Raw genomic sequence first — 17,768 nt, 5'->3', positions numbered from 1 at the left:
GCCTAGAAGAAGCCGAGCTTCTTCGGCGAGTACGACACCAGCAGGTTCTTCGTCTGCTGGTAGTGGTCCAGCATCATCTTGTGGTTCTCGCGGCCGATGCCGGACTGCTTGTAGCCGCCGAAGGCGGCGTGGGCCGGGTAGGCGTGGTAGCAGTTGGTCCAGACGCGGCCGGCCTGGATGGCGCGGCCGGCGCGGTAGGCGGTGGAGCCGTCGCGGGTCCAGACGCCGGCGCCGAGGCCGTAGAGGGTGTCGTTGGCGATGCCGATGGCGTCGTCGAAGTCGGAGAAGGGGGCCACGGCGACGACCGGGCCGAAGATTTCCTCCTGGAAGACGCGCATGTCGTTGTTGCCCTCGAAGACGGTGGGGCGGACGTAGTAGCCGCCCTCCAGTTCGCCGCCGAGTTCGGCACGGGTGCCGCCGGTCAGGATGCGGGCGCCTTCCTTCTGGCCGATGTCCAGGTAGGAGAGGATCTTTTCGAGCTGGTCGTTGGACGCCTGGGCGCCGATCATGGTGTCGGTGTCCAGCGGGTGGCCCTGGACGATCTTCTCCGTACGGGCCACGCCGGCGGCCAGGAAGTCGTCGTAGTGGCCGCGCTGGATCAGTGCGCGGGAGGGGCAGGTGCACACCTCGCCCTGGTTGAGGGCGAACATGGTGAAGCCCTCCAGCGCCTTGTCGAGGAAGTCGTCCGTGGCGGCGGAGACGTCGTCGAAGAAGATGTTGGGGCTCTTGCCGCCCAGTTCGAGCGTCACCGGGCGCAGGTTCTCCGAGGCGTACTGCATGATCAGCCGGCCGGTCGTGGTCTCGCCGGTGAAGGCGATCTTGGCGACCCGGGGGCTGGACGCCAGCGGCTTGCCGGCCTCGACGCCGAAGCCGTTGACGATGTTGACCACGCCGGGCGGCAGCAGGTCCGCGACCAGGCTCATCCAGAAGTGGAGGGAGGCGGGGGTCTGTTCGGCCGGTTTCAGGACCACCGTGTTTCCCGCCGCCAGCGCCGGGGCGAGCTTCCAGGCGGCCATCAGGATCGGGAAGTTCCACGGGATGATCTGGGCGACCACGCCGAGCGGCTCGTGGAAGTGGTAGGCGACGGTGTCCTCGTCGATCTCCGACAGCGAGCCCTCCTGGGCCCGGAGCGCCCCGGCGAAATAGCGGAAGTGGTCGACCGCGAGCGGGATGTCGGCCGCCAGGGACTCGCGTACCGGCTTGCCGTTCTCCCAGCTCTCGGCGACCGCGAGGGCCTCGAGGTGCGCCTCCGTCCGGTCGGCGATCCGGTGGAGGACGGCGGCGCGTTCGGCGGCCGGGGTACGGGCCCAGCCGGGCGCGGCCGCGTGCGCGGCGTCCAGTGCCCGCTCGACGTCCTCGGCGGTGCCCCGGGCGATCTCGGTGAACGGCGCTCCGTTGACCGGCGTCGGATTCTCGAAGTACCGGCCCGCCGCGGGCGCCACGAACTCGCCGCCGATCCAGTGGTCGTAGCGCGGCAGATAGCTCATCACGGCATCGGCGGAACCCGGGCTGGCGTAACGGGCCATGAAGCGGCCTCCCCATCACTCTCGGTGCGGTGCCCGCCGCTCCCGTGCGGCGGGGGATGGGCGCACCCTAGGGCGGCGGAGGTTGCCGGAACGTTGCGCCGCGCGCGGCGGCCGGGGCGGGTGCCGGGCCGCCGGTCAGGCCGTACGCGGCGCGCAGCCGGTCCGCGGTGGCGCGCGGCCCGCCGCGGGCCGGTGACCGCTCCGGCAGCGCGTCCACCAGGGCCTCCCAGACCTCCAGGTCGTCCTCGCCCCACGGCGTACGGGACCACGCGCCCAGCAGTCCCGGATCGCGCGCGGCGAGCAGGGCGGCGCGCAGCCGGTCCGCGAGTGCGTCCCGCAGCCGCCGCACACCGGGTGCCTCCGACGACGGCAGCAGCGGGCCGCGGTAGCCGTCCAGCGCGGACCACGGGTCGCCGGCCGTCAGCCGTTCCTCGACCGTGCCGAGGTCGGTCCCCACCGGCCGGCTCAGGCGGTACGGGCGTGAGTGCAGCAGGCCCCCGACGAGCTGCCGCAGCCGGGACAGCTCGGCGCGCAGCGTCACCGGGCGCATCTCGCGCTCGCCGTAGAGCCGAACCGTGAGCTGATCGCCCGTCAGCCCCGCCGGATGACGGGCCAGCAGCAGCACGATCTCGCTGTGCCGGCGCCCGAGCCGCAGCCGCCGGCCGTCGACGACCAGCAGCGCCTCGTCCCGGCCGAGCACGGACAGGTACGCGCCCGGTGCCGGCGCCCCGGCCGCGAGATGGGCCTCCGCGGCCCGGGCGGTGGCCTGCACCAGGGCCAGGCTGTGCGGGCTCGCCAGATGGTCGCCGCCGGTGATGTCCACCGCGCCCAGCAGCCGCCCGGTCCGCGGATCGTGCAGCGGCGCGGCGGCACAGGTCCAGCGCTGCACCTGCCGGTTGTAGTGCTCGGCGGCGAAGATCTGCACGGCGTGGTCGGCGGCGAGCGCGGTGCCGGGTGCGTTGGTGCCGGCGTGCGGCTCGTCCCAGCGCGCGCCGGCCACGAAGTTCATCCGCTCGGCGCTGCGCCGCACCCCGCGGTGCCCCTCCACCCACAGCAGCCGCCCCTGCTGGTCGCAGACGGCCAGCAGATGCGCCCCGTCCTGCGCGATGCTGCCCAGCAGGTCCCGGAAGACGGGCATCGCACGGGCCAGCGGATGGCTCTCGCGGTGGGCCCGCAGCGCCGCCTCGTCCAGTTCGATCGGCGCGGCCCCGTCCCACGCGGCCCGCGCATGCGCGGACCGGCGCCACGACTCGGCGACGACCCGGCGGACCGGCGGGGCGACGGTCCCGTCGGCCAGGAACGCGGCATGCGCCCGGCGCACCGTCCGGGTGCGCTCCACCGGATCGGCGCCGGCCTCCATCGCCAGCCAGGGGTTGACCACGTGTCACCTCTCCGCAGCGGCTCCTGCACCGTACGTGCCGATGGTGCTCGGCCGGGACGGAGCCGTAAACCCCGCCTGCCCGCCGTCGCTCAGGCGTGCGGATCTCCCGCGTGCAGCCGCAGGCGCGCCCGCGGTGATCAGGTCCGAGGTGGCGCGGTACGGCGGCCCAAGGCTCATGACGCTCTGTCATACTTCCTGGAAATCATGGCAGTTGGAGACTAGGGCGAATTGTGAACGAGGGCCGACAGCGCGGCACGAGCGGCTCCCCGGCCGCTCGTGGCACCGCGCGCTCCCAGGCGCGCCGCGCCGAACTGATAGCCACCGGAAGGAAGTTGTTCGCCGACACCTCCTACGACGCGCTGTCGATGGACGACATCGCCCGCCAGGCCGGCGTCGCCAAGGGCCTGATCTACTACTACTTCACGAACAAGCGCGGCTATTACCTCGCGATCATCGAGGACGCGGTGGCCGGGCTGGTCGAGCGGGCCGGTGCCACCCACGACCTGCCGCCGGCCGCCCGCGTGCAGCGCACCGTCGACGGCTATCTGCGCTACGCCCAGCACCACCAGGCCGCCTACCGCGCCATCGTCACCGGCGGGGTCGGCTTCGATGCCGAGGTCATGGCGATCCGCGACTCGGTGCGCGCCCGGCTGCTCGGCACCATCGCGCTCGGCGCCTGGGGCCGTACCGACCTCCCGCCGCTCGCCCGCACCGCGCTGACCGGCTGGCTCTCCGGCGTCGAGGGCGTCACCCTGGACTGGATCGCGGAGCAGGAGGTGCCCCGCGAGACCGTGGTGACGCTGCTGGTGCGCGGGCTGGGCGACACCCTCCGGCTGATCGAGGAGTTCGAACCGGCCTGCCCGGCCCCGCCGCGGCCGCCCGCCTGAGACGGGCGGGGCGCATGCCGGGCCGGCGGGGCGGCATGCCGGACGGGCGGGAGGCCGCCACCTCCCGCCCGTCCGGGTCCCGTGCGCCGACCGCTAGTCGATCGCCTTGATCAGCTCGCCGTTGGCGGTGTCACCGCTCAGTTCCCAGAAGAACGTGCCGCCCAGGCCCTGGGCGTTCTTGAAGGCCATCTTGGTCCCGATGGTCTCCGGGGTGTCGTAACTCCACCACTGGTCACCGCACTTGGCGTACGCGGCGCCGCCCACCTTGCCGGTGGCCGGGCAGCGGGTCTTGAGCACCTTGTAGTCGTCGATGCCGGCCTCGTACTTGCCCGGCGCCGCACCGGTCGCCGTGCCGCCCGGCGCGTCCTGGGTGACGCCCGACCAGCCGCGGCCGTAGAAGCCGATGCCCAGCAGCAGCTTGCTCGCCGGCACCCCGAGGCCCTTCAGCTTGGCGATGGTGTCGGTGGTGTTGAAACCGGCCTTGGGGATGCCGTTGTACGACGAGAGCGGGGAGTGCGGCGCGGTCGGGCCCTTGGCGTCCCAGGCGCCGAAGTAGTCGTACGTCATCGGGTTGTACCAGTCGACGTACGGGGCGGCGCCCGCGTAGTCGGCGGCGTCCATCTTGCCGCCCGCCGAGGCGTCCGCGGTGATCGCCGCGGTCACCAGGTTGTTCTGACCGAACTTCGCCCGCAGCGCCTTCATGACGTCTCTGAAGGCGTCCTTCCCGCTGGTGTCGCAGCTCAGGCCGCAGGCGTTGGGGTACTCCCAGTCGATGTCGATACCGTCGAAGACGTCCGCCCAGCGGGGGTCCTCGACCAGGTCGTAGCAGGACTGCGCGAAGGCGGCCGGGTTCTTGGCGGCCTCGCCGAAGCCGCCGGACCAGGTCCAGCCGCCGAAGGACCAGATCACCTTGAGGCCGGGGTGCAGCTTCTTGAGCTTCCTGAGCTGGTTGAAGTTGCCGCGCAGCGCACCGGCGTCCCAGGTGTCCGCCGTGCCGTCGACGCTCTGGTCGGCGGTGTAGGCCTTGTCGTAGTCGGCGTAGGAGTCACCGATGGCGCACCTGCCGCCCTGGACGTTGCCGAAGGCGTAGTTGATGTGTGTCAGCTTGGCCGCCGACCCGGACGTCTCGATGTTCTTGACGTGGTAATTGCGGTCGTAGACACCCCAGTTGGTGAAGTATCCGACCACCTTGCCGCCCGCCGCGGCCGGCTTCGCCGTGGGGACGGCGGCCGCGGACGGGTGCGGGGCGGAGGTGCCGGCCGGGTGGGCGGAGGCCGGGCCGGCGAGCAGGGTGCCGGCCAGCGCCGCGGTACACAGCGCGGTGGCGGCGGCGATCAGCCGGCGCGGCGATCGCCTCCGGTGCGGTCTGAGCATGTCGTCTCCTCGGAGGGGGGCGAGGGGGAAGCTTGCGGACCTGCGTTCCGAATTGGCATGAACGCGTTGAACGTTGAGGAGAAGGTAGAAGGACTAGACCAGTGCGTCAATGGTTCGGACCAATTTCACCGGCGGTCGGTAGCGGCACCGCGTGCCACCCGGGTAGCGGGCCGGAACCCGTATCCGCAGTTGATCAACCAGTGACGCGGGGCCGCCGATCGGGCATACTCCTAGCGCCACAGCCGCAGGTCATCGCGTTCCGAGACCCGGAAAGCGATCATCGGCCTGGCACTACGGAAACGGCGCCGCCGCCCACCCCGCGTGCGTCGCCGCAGCGCCCGACAGGGAGGAGAGCGCCGCCATGACCGAGTACGGCCCCCGGCCGGTGGACCGCAGGCTGCCCACGGAGGAAGCCCGCGACCTGATGACGCTCGTGCGAGAGCTCGCCGAGCGCGAGATCAGGCCGACCGCCGCCGAGGAGGAGGACGCCGGCCGCTTCCCCCGCGAGACCTTCCGGCTGCTGTCGGAATCCGGACTGCTCTCGCTGCCCTACGACGAGGAATTCGGCGGGGGCGGCCAGCCCTACGAGGTCTACCTCCAGGTCGTCGAGGAGCTCGCGGCCGCCCGCCTCACCGTCGGCCTCGGCGTCAGCGTGCACACCCTCGCCTGCCACGCCCTCGCCGGCTACGGCACGAAGGAACAGCGCGCCGAACACCTCCCCGCCATGCTCGGCGGCGGCCTGCTGGGCGCCTACTGCCTCTCCGAGCCGTCCTCCGGCTCCGACGCCGCCTCGCTGACCACCCGCGCCGAGCGGGACGGCGACACCTGGACGTTGAGCGGCACCAAGGCCTGGACCACCCACGGCGGCGTGGCCGACTTCTACACCGTGCTGGCCCGCACCGGCGGCAGCGGCGCCCACGGCATCACCGCCTTCCTCGTGCCCGGCGACGCCGACGGCCTGAGCGCCGCCGCGCCCGAGCGCAAGATGGGCATGAAGGGCTCGCCGACCGCCCAGCTGCACTTCGACGGCGTCCGCGTCCCCGACGCCCGCCGCCTCGGCGACGAGGGCCAGGGCTTCGCCATCGCGCTGTCCGCCCTGGACTCCGGCCGCCTGGGCATCGCCGCCTGTGCCGTCGGCGTCGCGCAGGCGGCGCTGGACGAGGCGCTCTCGTACACCGCCGAGCGCCGGCAGTTCGGCCGCCCCCTGGTGGACTTCCAGGGCCTGCGCTTCATGCTGGCCGACATGGCCACCCAGATCGAGGCCGGCCGGGCGCTCTACCTCACCGCCGCCCGGCTGCGGGACGCCGGTCTGCCGTTCTCCAAGGAGGCGGCGATGGCCAAGCTCTTCTGCACCGACACCGCGATGCGGGTCACCACCGACGCCGTCCAGCTCCTCGGCGGCTACGGCTACACGCTCGACTTCCCGGTCGAGCGCTACATGCGCGAGGCCAAGGTCCTGCAGATCGTCGAGGGCACCAACCAGATCCAGCGCATGGTCATCGCCCGCCACCTCGCGGGCCCGGAAGGCCGCTGATCCTTCACCGGGCGGGCCGGCACCCCCGGCCCGCCCGTGCGCCCGACACCTCTCACGCCGACCGGGGTCTGGCCGTCCGCGCCGAGCTGACGTACCGTCAACTCCCCGCCGCGGCCCGCGAGTCCGGGCGGTGCCCGGCCTGCCCGAGCGCCCAGGAGGAGAAGTGTCCGACCGTCCCATCGCGCTCGACGAATACCCGATCCACCAGGTCCCGCTGTCCCTGCGGCACGTCGCCACCGGCGACCGCAACGCCTACGACCGGTGCATCTTCCACGTCCTGGACCACTCGGGCCGGGCCCTGCTGATCGCCGGCCTCGGGGTCTACCCCAACACCGGCGTCATCGACGCCTACGCCACCCTTCGCCTCGGCGACCGGCTGCACGCCGTACGCGCCTCCGACGCGCTCACCGACGACCGGATGGCGCTCACCGTCGGCCCGCTCTCGATCACCGTCGAGGAGCCGCTCGCCCGGCTGCGGCTGACCTGCGCCGCGGACCCCGGCGACCCGGACGGCCTGGCGTACGACCTGACCTGGACCGCGGCCTTCCCGGCGACCTGGGAACCGCACCACACGCAGTACCGCGGCGACCGGCTGACGCTCCAGGCCCGGCGGTTCGTCCAGGCAGGCACCTGCACCGGCCGGATCCGCGTCGCGGGAGAGGAGATCGCCGTCACGGCGGGGGAGTGGACCGGCACCCGCGACCGCAGCTGGGGCGTCCGGCCGATCCCCGGCGAGGACCCCGGACGGGCCGGGGCGGAGCTGCGGACCGAGGGCTTCCACTGGATCTGGTGCCCGGTCCGCTTCGACGACCGGTTCGTCATGGTCATCGTCCAGGAGGACGCCGACGGGTACCGCACCCTGAACGAGGCGCGGCAGGTCCGCCCGGACCGCCCCGACGTCCAACTCGGCTGGCCCCACACGGACATCAGCTACCGCCCCGGCACCCGGCACCCCGAGCGCGCGGTCGTCCACCTCACCGGCCCGGCCCGCGAACCACTGGACCTCACCGTCGAGATCCTCACCTCCTCACCCCTGGCCGTCGGCGCCGGCTATCCCCCCGCCGATCCTGTCGACGACTGGCAGCACGGCACCTGGCGCGGCCGCGGCTGGACCGACCGCCGCGTGTACGACCTCAAGGACCCCGCGGCCCGCCCCCACGCCGCCTACGGCGTCACCGACCACGCCGCCCGCTTCACCCTCGACGGCCGCACCGGCTACGGGATCTTCGAACACGGCAGCTTCGGACGCCACGACCCCAGCGGCTTCGCCGACTACGCCGCGGTCGCCCCGGAGGCGGACCGATGAGCACCGCGCCCCGGCCCCGTACCACCACCCGCGACCCCGGCGAGCTCGCCGCCCGGCTCACCGCCTGGCTCGGCACCCGGCTCCCCGGCGCCCGCGCCACCCGCACCACCGTCCCCGGCTCCAACGGCATGTCCAGCGAGACGCTGCTCTTCGACATCGAGCACGCTCAGCCGCCGTCCCCCAGGCTCTCGGCTTCGCCCGAGCAGGGAGCGACCCCCATGCGCTGCGCCCTGCGGCTGGCCGCCGACCCGGCCGCGTACACCGTCTTCCCGCGCTACGACATGCCCCGCCAGTACCGCACCATGCGGCTGGTCGCCGCGCACACCGACCTCCCCGTGCCCCGCACCCTCTGGCTGGAGGAGGACCCGGCGCACCTCGGCGCGCCGTTCTTCGTCATGGCCCGGGCCGACGGCCGGGTGCCGCCGGACGTCATGCCCTATACGTACGAGGGGACTTGGCTGTCCGGCGCCACCGACGCCGAACGCGACCGCCTGGAGGCCGCCAGCGTCGGGGTGCTCGCCCGGCTCCACGACCAGGTCCCGCTCGCCGGGGCCGGCTTCCTGGCAACCGCCGGAACCGGGAGCGCCCTGCAGCGGCACGTCGCGGCCCAACGTGCCTACTACGCCTGGGTCGTTGCGGACACCGCGCGATCACCGCTGATCGAGCGCGGCTTCGCCTGGCTCGCCGACCACTGGCCCGCCGACCCCGGCGAGACCGTACTGACCTGGGGCGACGCCCGGATCGGCAACATCGTCTACGACGGTTTCGAACCCGCCGCCGTACTCGACTGGGAAATGGCCGCGCTCGGGCCCCGGGAACTGGACCTGGGCTGGATGATCTACCTCCACCGCTTCTTCCAGGACCTCACGGAAGGCAGCGGCCAACGCGGGCTGCCCGGTTTCCTGCGCCGGGACGCCGTCGAGAGCCGCTACGCCCGGCTCACCGGGCACACCCCGCGCGACATGGAATTCCACACCCTCTACGCGGCGCTGCGGCACGCCGTCGTGATGCTGAGAGTGGCCTACCGCCAGGTGCACTTCGGGGAGGTGCCGGTACCGGAGGACGCCGATGCGCTGATCCTCCACCGGGACAGCCTGGAGGCGATGATCGAGGGCCGGTACTGGTGAGCCACTGAGGCCGGGCCCTGGTCCCGGTACGTACGAGGAACACCGAGGCCGCCGGACGGCCGCGGGCGGAACGTCAGGCGCTGTGGCGCATCCGCGGCACCCGCAGCGGACGGGTGCCGGGCCCGCCGATGTGCGAGAACGGCTGGCGGCGCCAGTCCAGGCCCTCCGGCAGGGTCAGCAGCACGGCCGCGTCCTGCTCCTGGGCGTCCAGTGCGTCCTCGGTCTCCGGGGCCTCGGCCACCGGCCGGCCGGAACCCTGGCACACCGTCAACCCGAACGGGTTCCACGGAGTCGGGCACAGCGCGTGCTCGGGAAGGGCGTCCTCGTCCGCCAGCAGCGCGATCGGCTGCAGGCAGTCCGGGCAGGTCACCCGGTAGATCTCGAAGGTGTCGAAGGCGTCGTACGCATCGTCGTCGCCGGTGAGGCCGGAACTGTCGCCCTCCTGGGCGCCGATGTTCGCGGCGGCGGAGTCCTGCTGAAGGCGTCGCATGATGTCCATCCCCCTCGGGTGGGCCGCGGGGACCGCTGACTTCCTTGACGGGCGGTCCTGGCCACCACCAGCAATTCCCTTCATGCCGCGCGCATAATCGCGACCGCCCCACGGACACGGGTTCACCCATGTGGCATTGGTCACACGGCAGGGCGCGGGGGTGTCCACGATCCGGCGCACGATGCGCATACGCGCCCGCGCACAGTAGGTTGAACGGGTGGAGGAGTTGGACCGACAAATCGTGGATCTGCTCGTCAAGGACGGGCGGATGAGCTACACCGACCTGGGCAAGGCGACCGGCCTGTCCACCTCGGCGGTGCACCAGCGGGTGCGCCGCCTGGAGCAGCGCGGTGTGATCCGCGGCTACGCCGCGATCGTGGACCCGGAAGCCGTGGGCCTGCCGCTCACCGCCTTCATCTCGGTCAAACCCTTCGACCCCAGCGCCCCCGACGACATCGCCGACCGGCTCGCCGAGGTCCCGGAGCTGGAGGCCTGCCACAGCGTCGCCGGCGACGAGAACTACATCCTCAAGGTCCGGGTCGCCGCCCCGCTCGAACTGGAACACCTGCTCACCCGCATCCGCACGCTCGCCGGTGTCTCGACCCGCACCACCGTCGTGCTGTCCACCCCGTACGAGTCCCGCCCGCCGCGCATCTGACCCGAAGGACACCCTCGGGTGCCCCCTGCGTGCGGAGCGTGCCCGCACAGGGGCCAGACTGTCCGGTATGAGCGAGCACATCCCCGACCCGGTTTCCCCCCGCACCGTTCTGCTGCGCGGCGGTGAGGTGCACAGCCCCGCCGACCCCTTCGCCACCGCCATGGTCGTGGAGGGGGACCGCATCGCCTGGGTCGGTGAGGAGGGCGCGGCCGACTCCTTCGCCGACGGCGTCGACGAGGTCGTCCGGCTGGACGGGGCGCTGGTCACCCCGGCGTTCACGGACGCACATGTGCACACCACGGCCACCGGACTCGCGCTCACCGGCCTCGACCTGCTCGGCGCCACCTCGCTGTCCGACGCGCTGGCCCGCATCCGGGCCCACGCCGACGCCCGCCCGGCGGACCGGATCCTGCTCGGGCACGGCTGGGACGCCAGCGCCTGGCCCGAGGGCCGCCCGCCGTCCCGCGCCGAACTCGACGCCGCCACCGGCGGCCGGCCGCTCTACCTCACCCGGGTCGACGTGCACTCCGCCGTCGTCACCACCGCCCTGCTGGACCTCGTCCCCGGCATCCGCGACCGCGCCGGGTTCCGCGCCGACGCCCCGCTGACCGGCGACGCCCACCACGCGGCCCGCCGCGCCGCCTTCGCCACCGTCACCCCCGCCCAGCGCGCCGAGGCCCAGGCCGCCACACTGGCCCGGGCCGCCGCACTCGGCATCGGCAGCCTCCACGAATGCGCCGGCCCGGAGATCTCCGGCGAGGACGACTTCACCGCACTGCTCGCCCTCGCCCGGCAGGGGACCGGCCCCCGCGTGGTCGGCTACTGGGCCGAGGCGGTCGCATCCGCAAAGGACGCCGAGCGGATCCGTGAGCTGGGCGCGATCGGCGCCGCGGGCGATCTGTTCGCCGACGGCTCGCTCGGCTCGCACACCGCCCATCTGCACGCCCCGTACGCCGACGCCGGGCACACCGGCACCGCGCAGCTCGACGCCGACGCGGTCGCCGCCCATGTCGCCGCCTGCACCGAGGCCGGACTGCAGGCCGGCTTCCACGCCATCGGCGACGCCGCCCTGACCAGCGTCGTCGACGGCGTACGGGCCGCCGCCGAGAAGGTGGGAACGGACCGGATCCGGGCCGCCCGGCACCGCGTCGAACACGCCGAAATGCTCACCGACGCCACCATCGCCGGCTTCGCCGAGCTGGCGCTCACCGCCTCCGTCCAGCCCGCCTTCGACGCGGCCTGGGGCGGCACCGACGGCATGTACGCCGCCCGCCTCGGCGCCGAACGGGCAGCCACCCTCAACCCGTACGCCGCGCTGCTCAAGGCCGGTGTGCCGCTCGCCCTCGGCTCCGACAGCCCGGTCACCGCGCTCGACCCCTGGGGCACCGTGCGCGCCGCGGTCTTCCACCGCACCCCCGCCCACGGCATCTCCGCCCGCGCCGCCTTCACCGCCCACACCCGGGGCGGCTGGCGGGCCGTCGGCAGGGACGACGCGGGCGTCCTGGTCCCCGGCGCGCCCGCCGACTACGCGGTCTGGCGCACCGGCGACCTGGTCGTCCAGGCACCCGACGAGCGGGTGGAGCGCTGGTCCACCGACCCCCGCTCGGGCACCCCCGGCCTGCCCGATCTCACGCCGGGCCGGGACCTCCCGGTGTGCCTGCGCACGGTCGTCGGCGGCCGCACGGTCTTCGGGCCGCCGATCGAGTGACATCGGGCGGGCAGGTCCCTTCACGGCCCGTGCTTGCCGCTACTCGCCTCACCAGGGGCCGCTCGTTGCTGACCTGGGACGACGCGAAAACGACGCAGGCGGAGCACCTGTTGACAGCAGGCGGTCGGCGGCCGGTAGGTTCGGCCGAGTCCACCACAGGACGTCCGACCGGGAGACCTCCGCGCAGTCGTCGAACGCAGCTGGGCCATGGGGCGGTGCGCCACGGCACACCGCCACTGGGAGCCAGGTCCAGCACCAGCGGTACGGGGCGACGGAGGGTTTCGGCTGGTCGGCAGGTGCGACCCGGGTGGGGCCCGGACGCTCAGTAGACAACGGCTCTCGGTCGACCCGCAGCCAGCGGGTCCCAGGTCGGCCCGAAGGGCGCCCGGGCCCCGATCCGCACCCGTCTTCGGTGTTCTTCACCTTCTGCGCACCCCGCACCCACGATTCCGGTCATCCGATGTACGGTCACCTCACATACGCATGACCTGCTGCAGGAAGGCCCGTGACCGTGCCGTCGGGTTCCGACACCACCCAAGAAGCCGTGCGCGGCCCCTCGCCCGGCGGCGCGGTGCCGCCCGCCACGACCGGCGCCCCGGCCGCCCCCGAGAGCCCGGGCCGGGCCCGCCGCCTGCTCTCCCTGGCCCGCCGGGAGGCAACGCGCACCGGCCTCGCGGTCGTCTCCGGCGTCGCGCTGGGCCTGGCCTTCCCGCCGTACGACCTGTGGCCGCTGTCGCCGCTGGCGGTGGCCGCGCTGGCCCTGCTGACCCGCGGCCGGACCGCCCGCCAGGGCGCCTGGACCGGTCTCGCCTTCGGCCTGCCGTTCTTCCTGATCCTGCTCAAGTGGCTGCACGTCGTCGGCTGGGACGCGGTGGTGGGCCTCTCGTTCGCCGAGGCGCTCTTCGTGGCGCTGCTCGGCGCCGGGCTCGCGCTCACCTCCCGGCTGCCGGCCTGGCCGCTGTGGGGCGCCTGTCTGTGGGTCGCCGAGGAATGGGCCCGCGACCGGCTGCCGTTCGGCGGCTTCCCCTGGGGGCGGCTGGCCTTCGCGAACACCGGCTCGCCCTTCACCCCGCTCGCCGCGCTCGGCGGCGCCCCGCTGGTGACCTTCGCGGTCGCGCTGACCGGCACGCTGCTGGCGGCCTGCGCCGCCGTCCTGTGGGGCCTGCGCGGCAACGGCACGGTCCGCCGGGCCGTGCCGGCGCTGGAGGCGTTCGGGCTGGCCGCCGCGGTCGCCGCGGCCGGGGTGCTGGTGCCGGTCCCCACCAAGGCCGACGACACCGTCGACATCGCCGTGGTCCAGGGCAACGTCCAGCAGGCCGGAATGGACTTCCTGGGCCGCCCCATGAAGATCCTCGACAACCACGCCACGGCCACCGAGAAGCTCGCGGCCGACATCAAGGCCGGCCGCGCCAAGAAGCCGGACCTGGTCATCTGGCCGGAGAACTCCTCCGACCTCGACCCGTTCCAGTACCCGCAGGCGTACGACCGGATCGACGAGGCGGTCAAGGCGATCGGCGTGCCCGTGCTCGTCGGCGCCCTCGTGGACCATCCGTCCAAGAAGGGCTACGTCTTCAACGAGGGCATCGTCTGGGACCCGAAGAAGGGGCCGGGCGCCTCGTACACCAAGCAGCACCCGGTGCCGTTCGGCGAGTTCGTACCGTTCCGGGAGCAGCTCAGCAAGATCATCACGCGCTTCCAGCGGGTGCCCCGCGACTTCTATCCCGGCGACCACACCGGCCTGCTGCAGGTCGGCCCCGCCAAGCTCGGCGACGTCATCTGCTTCGAGGTCGCCTACGACGAGATCGTGCACGACACCGTCGGCGCCGGCGCCCGGGCCCTGGTCATCCAGACCAACAACGCCACCTACGGGCGCACCGGCCAGCCCGAGCAGCAACTCGCGATGTCCAAGCTGCGCGCCGTCGAGCACGGCCGCGCGGTGGTCACCGCGGCCACCAGCGGGATCAGCGCGGTGGTCGCTCCGGACGGCACGGTCACCCACCGGATCCCGGAATTCACCCAGGGCGTGGTCTCCGCCCGCATCCCGCTGCGGAACGAAACGACGCTCGCCGACCGCGTCGGCGCCGCACCTGAATGGGCGCTCGCTATCGTGGGCCTTCTGTCCTGTGCCGCCGCGGTGATCGGCGGCCGGCGCGGGCGTACGAAGGACGAGAAGGGGCAGCAGTGACAGACGGTCAGCGGCGGTACGGTCCGCTCGGCACCACCTTGGTGATCATCCCGACGTACAACGAGGCGGAGAACATCAAGCCGGTCGTCTCGCGGGTGCGGGCCGCCGTCCCCGAGGCGCACATCCTCGTCGCGGACGACAACAGCCCGGACGGGACCGGCAAGCTGGCCGACGAACTGGCCGCCGAGGACCAGCAGGTGCACGTCCTGCACCGCAAGGGCAAGGAAGGGCTCGGTGCCGCCTATCTGGCGGGCTTCAAGTGGGGCATCGACAACGGCTACGGCGTCCTCGTCGAGATGGACGCCGACGGCTCGCACCAGCCCGAGGAGCTGCCCCGGCTGCTGACCGCCCTCAAGGGCGCCGATCTGGTCCTCGGTTCGCGCTGGGTGCCCGGCGGCCGGACCGTCAACTGGCCCAAGTACCGCCAGTTCATCTCCCGCGGCGGCAGCACGTACTCGCGATTGGTGCTGGACCTGCCGCTGCGCGACATCACCGGCGGCTACCGCGCCTTCCGCGCGGAGACCCTCCAGGGGCTCGGGCTCGACGAGGTGGCCTCCCAGGGCTACTGCTTCCAGGTCGACCTCGCCCGGCGCGCGGTGCAGGCCGGCTACCACGTCGTCGAGGTCCCGATCACCTTCGTCGAACGGGAGCACGGCGACAGCAAGATGAGCCGGGACATCGTCGTCGAGGCACTGTGGCGGGTGACGGCCTGGGGCGTCGGCTCTCGGGTGGACAAGCTCCGCGGCCGCTGACCCCGGCGCCCGGGCCCCGGACATGATCCGTACCCGTCATCCGCGGGCGGTCCGACGGGGCGCGCCAGGCACACTTGAGGCATGACGTCCGGAGCCATGCCCCCGCCGAGTCCCCGCCCGCCCCAGCGCTCGCGCGCCCGCCGGTTCGCCCCCCTGGGCATCGCCGCCTGGATGGTGCTGGAGATCTGGCTGCTGACCCTGGTCGCCGGGGCCACCAACGGCCTGACCGTCTTCCTGCTGCTGGTCGCCGGGGTGATCGCCGGCGGGTACGTGATCAAGCGGGCCGGCCGCCGCGCCTGGCAGAACCTCACTGAGGGCCTCCGGGCGGGCGTCGATCCGGCCGCCGAGCAGCCGGCGCCGTCGGGCAACGACCGCCAGGGCGGCGGCAATACGCTGCCGATGGCCGGCGGTCTGCTGCTGATGATCCCCGGACTGGTCTCCGACGTCCTCGGGCTGCTGTGCCTCTTCCCGCCCACCGGCCGGCTGATCCGGCGGCGGGCCGAGAAGCTGCTGAACCGGCCGGTCTCCTACGCTCCGGGGTCGTTCGGTGACGCCTTCCAGCAGGCCCGGATGCACCGGCCGGACGGCAAGGTCGTCCAGGGCGAGGTGATCCGCGACGACGAGCCCCCACCCTCGCGCCGCCAGGACCCGCCGCTGACCGGCTGAGCAGCCGGCCGGCTCAAGGAGCCGGCCGGCGCACGCCGGAAGACGACACATGCCGGAAGACGACAAGGGCCGGGGCCACTGCACAAGTGCAGTGGCCCCGGCCCTGACGCGCTGGTGTTGCGGCCGCAGGTCGTGCCGTCAGGCGGACTTGCGGTTGCTGTCGCGCGGATGCACCGCGATGTTCATGGTGCCGGAGCGAAGGACCGCCAGCCGTTCGGCCAGCACCTCCTCCAGCTCCTCGCGGGTGCGCCGCTCCATGAGCATGTCCCAGTGCGTACGCGCGGGCTTACCCTTCTTCTCCTCAGGGCCGTCGCCATCCACCAGGAGCGAGGGTGCACCGCACACCTTGCACTCCCACTCCGGCGGAATCTCGGCCTCAACCGAGAACGGCATCTCGAATCGATGTCCGTTCTGGCATGCGTACTCCACCGCCTGGCGCGGGGCCAGGTCGATGCCGCGGTCGGTCTCGTAGCTGGTCACCACGAGGCGCGTGCCGCGGAGAGCTCGCTCACTCATGAATCGTGCCTCCCGGGCTTGTCGCCCACAGGACAGGTGTCGCTGTCGTCGTCATCCGGTCAACGTCCGGTCGGCGGTGAAGATTCCCGTAATCGGGACATGTGCGTCGCCCGTCGTGCCGCCCCTTGTTGTACCCACCGGCGCCCGGTTTGTCACATCTGGCAGCAGATGTCACCCAGCGCCTTCCATGCTTGAGCGCGCAGTAACGGTCCGCCTGGTGAGCCAAAGGCGTATACTACCGGCCCGCGCGCCCTGGGGCTAAATCCGGTCAGGTACCGGGTTCCCGGCCGCCGCGATAGCCCGCCCCACCGGCACCCTCGCCAGCAGGACGAGCCCGATCACGAAGAAGGCCGCCAGGGAAACGATCGCGGCCCGGTAGCTCCCCGACAGCTGGTAGGCCATCCCGAACACCAGCGGGCCCAGCCAGCTCACCCCGCGGTCGCTCATCTCGTACGCGGAAAAGTACTCCGCCTCCTTGCCGCGCGGGACCAGATGCGAGAACAGCGACCGGGACAGCGCCTGGCTGCCGCCCAGCACCAGCCCGATGCCGGCGGCCAGCGCGAAGAACCACACCGGAGCCCGCGCGGGCAGCACCCAGCCGGCCGCGACCGTCAGCGTCCAGGCCGCCAGCGAGCCCAGGATCGTCCGTCGGGCGCCGTACCGCCGGGCCAGCCGGCCCATCAGCAGGGCGCCCGCCGCGGCCAGCACCTGCACCAGGAGGACCGCCATGATCAGCGTCGTCTGGTCCAGGCCGAGCTCCTCGGAACCGTAGACCGACGCCTGGGTGATCACCGTCTGCACACCGTCGTTGTAGACGAGATAGGCCAGCAGGAACGACAGCGTGAGCGGGTGCCGGCGCATGTCCCGCAGGGTCTCGCGGAGCTGGTGCCGGCCCTGGCCGAGCGGGCCGCCGCCCGTCCCCGCGCGGCCGGGATCGGGATCGGTGCCGGCGGCCGTCGCGGCCCGCCGGTCGCGCAGCCGCCGCAGCGGGATCAGCGAGAACGCGCCCCACCACAGCCCGGCCGAGGCCAGGCAGATGCGCACGGCGACACCCTCGGAGACGCCGAAGGAGTCGTGCGCGCCGTAGAGGACGAGATCGGCGACGAGCACCAGCGCCCCGGAGGCGTAGCCGAACGCCCAGCCCCGCGAGGACACCGCGTCCCGTTCGTCGGGCGTCGCGATCTGCGGCAGGAAGGAGTTGTAGAGCATCGACGACACCACGAAGCCGACGTTCGCGACGACCAGCAGCGCCCCGCCCAGCAGATAGCGGTCACCGCCCAGGAAGAACATGCCGGTCGTCGCCGCGGCGCCGGTGTACGCGCACACGCCCAGCAGCGGCTTCTTACGGCCGGTCCGGTCGGCCAGCGCCCCGGCCAGCGGCATGACCACCACGGACAGCAGCAGCGACACCGACACCGTGTACGCGTAGAAGGAGCCGGCGCGCACCGGGACGCCCAGCGGGTGCACGAAGCCGTGCGGGTCCGCCGCGGCCCGGGCCACCGATGTCAGGTACGGGCCCAGGAAGACCGTGAGCACGCTCGTCGAATAGACGCTGTTCGCCCAGTCGTACCAGTACCAGCCGCGTTGCTCGCGGCGCCGGGCGGCCGTCTCGTCGACGACCCCGGCCACGGCCTCTGCGCTCCGCACGCCCACCCCCG

15 protein-coding genes are annotated in these 17,768 nt (G+C 73.0%); 9 read left to right on the top strand and 6 right to left on the bottom strand.

The window, feature by feature from the left end:
• Positions 1–2 precede the first annotated feature (2 nt).
• Both adh and ACGF4C_RS28230 read right to left on the bottom strand, forming a co-directional pair.
• Positions 3–1,526: an aldehyde dehydrogenase gene (gene adh / locus ACGF4C_RS28235; RefSeq protein WP_393569679.1), complete on the bottom strand. Its 1,524-nt coding sequence runs from the start codon at positions 1,524–1,526 to the stop codon at positions 3–5.
• Between the two features lie 67 nt (positions 1,527–1,593).
• Positions 1,594–2,907, bottom strand: a complete 1,314-nt coding sequence (locus ACGF4C_RS28230) for a GAF domain-containing protein (RefSeq protein WP_393569677.1) — start codon at positions 2,905–2,907, stop codon at positions 1,594–1,596.
• Between the two features lie 230 nt (positions 2,908–3,137).
• On the opposite strand from ACGF4C_RS28230, the gene ACGF4C_RS28225 reads away from it, so the two are divergent.
• On the top strand, positions 3,138–3,794 hold the full coding sequence (locus ACGF4C_RS28225) for a TetR/AcrR family transcriptional regulator (protein ID WP_393569675.1): 657 nt from the start codon (positions 3,138–3,140) through the stop codon (positions 3,792–3,794).
• Positions 3,795–3,887: 93 nt separating this feature from the next.
• Here ACGF4C_RS28225 and ACGF4C_RS28220 read toward each other — a convergent pair whose 3' ends face one another.
• A complete protein-coding gene (locus ACGF4C_RS28220) occupies positions 3,888–5,168 on the bottom strand; it encodes a glycoside hydrolase family 18 protein (RefSeq protein ID WP_393569673.1) in 1,281 nt (426 codons plus the stop codon).
• A 361-nt stretch (positions 5,169–5,529) separates the two neighbouring features.
• Here ACGF4C_RS28220 and ACGF4C_RS28215 point away from each other — a divergent pair, with 361 nt between their 5' ends.
• The 3 genes from ACGF4C_RS28215 (at position 5,530) to ACGF4C_RS28205 (ending at position 9,135) form a co-directional block, all read left to right on the top strand.
• Positions 5,530–6,702: an acyl-CoA dehydrogenase family protein gene (locus tag ACGF4C_RS28215; protein WP_201811380.1), complete on the top strand. Its 1,173-nt coding sequence runs from the start codon at positions 5,530–5,532 to the stop codon at positions 6,700–6,702.
• 163 nt (positions 6,703–6,865) lie between these two features.
• Positions 6,866–8,008, top strand: coding sequence for a hypothetical protein (locus ACGF4C_RS28210; RefSeq protein WP_393569671.1), 1,143 nt, complete (start codon positions 6,866–6,868; stop codon positions 8,006–8,008).
• Positions 8,005–9,135, top strand: a complete 1,131-nt coding sequence (locus ACGF4C_RS28205; protein ID WP_393569669.1) for a phosphotransferase family protein — start codon at positions 8,005–8,007, stop codon at positions 9,133–9,135. The genes ACGF4C_RS28210 and ACGF4C_RS28205 overlap by 4 nt, the downstream gene beginning before the upstream one ends.
• Positions 9,136–9,208: 73 nt before the next feature.
• Here the strand turns inward: ACGF4C_RS28205 and ACGF4C_RS28200 are convergent, their stop codons facing one another.
• On the bottom strand, positions 9,209–9,634 hold the full coding sequence (locus ACGF4C_RS28200) for a hypothetical protein (protein WP_030412642.1): 426 nt from the start codon (positions 9,632–9,634) through the stop codon (positions 9,209–9,211).
• 208 nt (positions 9,635–9,842) lie between these two features.
• Between ACGF4C_RS28200 and ACGF4C_RS28195 the strand changes: the two genes are divergently transcribed.
• The 5 genes from ACGF4C_RS28195 (at position 9,843) to fxsA (ending at position 15,594) form a co-directional block, all read left to right on the top strand.
• Positions 9,843–10,283 (top strand): Lrp/AsnC family transcriptional regulator, encoded by a 441-nt coding sequence (locus ACGF4C_RS28195; protein ID WP_030412641.1) that lies wholly within the window; start codon positions 9,843–9,845, stop codon positions 10,281–10,283.
• A 67-nt stretch (positions 10,284–10,350) separates the two neighbouring features.
• Positions 10,351–11,991 carry an amidohydrolase gene (locus tag ACGF4C_RS28190; protein WP_393569666.1) on the top strand — a complete coding sequence of 547 codons (1,641 nt, stop codon included), beginning with the start codon at positions 10,351–10,353 and terminating at the stop codon, positions 11,989–11,991.
• A gap of 511 nt (positions 11,992–12,502) precedes the next feature.
• On the top strand, positions 12,503–14,176 hold the full coding sequence (gene lnt / locus ACGF4C_RS28185; RefSeq protein WP_393569790.1) for an apolipoprotein N-acyltransferase: 1,674 nt from the start codon (positions 12,503–12,505) through the stop codon (positions 14,174–14,176).
• Entirely contained in the window at positions 14,173–14,928 is a 756-nt protein-coding gene (locus ACGF4C_RS28180) for a polyprenol monophosphomannose synthase (protein WP_393569664.1), read from the top strand. The genes lnt and ACGF4C_RS28180 overlap by 4 nt, the downstream gene beginning before the upstream one ends.
• An 81-nt stretch (positions 14,929–15,009) precedes the next feature.
• Positions 15,010–15,594 carry an FxsA family membrane protein gene (gene fxsA / locus ACGF4C_RS28175; protein ID WP_393569662.1) on the top strand — a complete coding sequence of 195 codons (585 nt, stop codon included), beginning with the start codon at positions 15,010–15,012 and terminating at the stop codon, positions 15,592–15,594.
• A 138-nt stretch (positions 15,595–15,732) separates the two neighbouring features.
• Here the strand turns inward: fxsA and ACGF4C_RS28170 are convergent, their stop codons facing one another.
• Positions 15,733–16,110 carry an RNA polymerase-binding protein RbpA gene (locus tag ACGF4C_RS28170; RefSeq protein ID WP_026170122.1) on the bottom strand — a complete coding sequence of 126 codons (378 nt, stop codon included), beginning with the start codon at positions 16,108–16,110 and terminating at the stop codon, positions 15,733–15,735.
• A gap of 258 nt (positions 16,111–16,368) precedes the next feature.
• Positions 16,369–17,757, bottom strand: a complete 1,389-nt coding sequence (locus ACGF4C_RS28165) for an MFS transporter (protein ID WP_393569660.1) — start codon at positions 17,755–17,757, stop codon at positions 16,369–16,371.
• Positions 17,758–17,768 lie beyond the last annotated feature (11 nt).

This window comes from Streptomyces sp. NPDC048197, assembly GCF_043202395.1.
Classification (GTDB): domain Bacteria; phylum Actinomycetota; class Actinomycetes; order Streptomycetales; family Streptomycetaceae; genus Streptomyces; species Streptomyces siderophoricus.
Note: the sequence above shows the minus strand (reverse complement) of the source record. Positions and strands in the feature narration are given on the sequence as shown.

Coding starts and splice junctions, on each gene's coding strand:
- ACGF4C_RS28215 (WP_201811380.1), top strand. CDS start 5,530: ATGACCGAGTACGGCCCCCGGCCGGTGGACCGCAGGCTGCCCACGGAG.
- ACGF4C_RS28170 (WP_026170122.1), bottom strand. CDS start 16,110: ATGAGTGAGCGAGCTCTCCGCGGCACGCGCCTCGTGGTGACCAGCTAC.
- ACGF4C_RS28205 (WP_393569669.1), top strand. CDS start 8,005: ATGAGCACCGCGCCCCGGCCCCGTACCACCACCCGCGACCCCGGCGAG.
- ACGF4C_RS28190 (WP_393569666.1), top strand. CDS start 10,351: ATGAGCGAGCACATCCCCGACCCGGTTTCCCCCCGCACCGTTCTGCTG.
- ACGF4C_RS28220 (WP_393569673.1), bottom strand. CDS start 5,168: ATGCTCAGACCGCACCGGAGGCGATCGCCGCGCCGGCTGATCGCCGCC.
- ACGF4C_RS28200 (WP_030412642.1), bottom strand. CDS start 9,634: ATGGACATCATGCGACGCCTTCAGCAGGACTCCGCCGCCGCGAACATC.
- fxsA (WP_393569662.1), top strand. CDS start 15,010: ATGACGTCCGGAGCCATGCCCCCGCCGAGTCCCCGCCCGCCCCAGCGC.
- adh (WP_393569679.1), bottom strand. CDS start 1,526: ATGGCCCGTTACGCCAGCCCGGGTTCCGCCGATGCCGTGATGAGCTAT.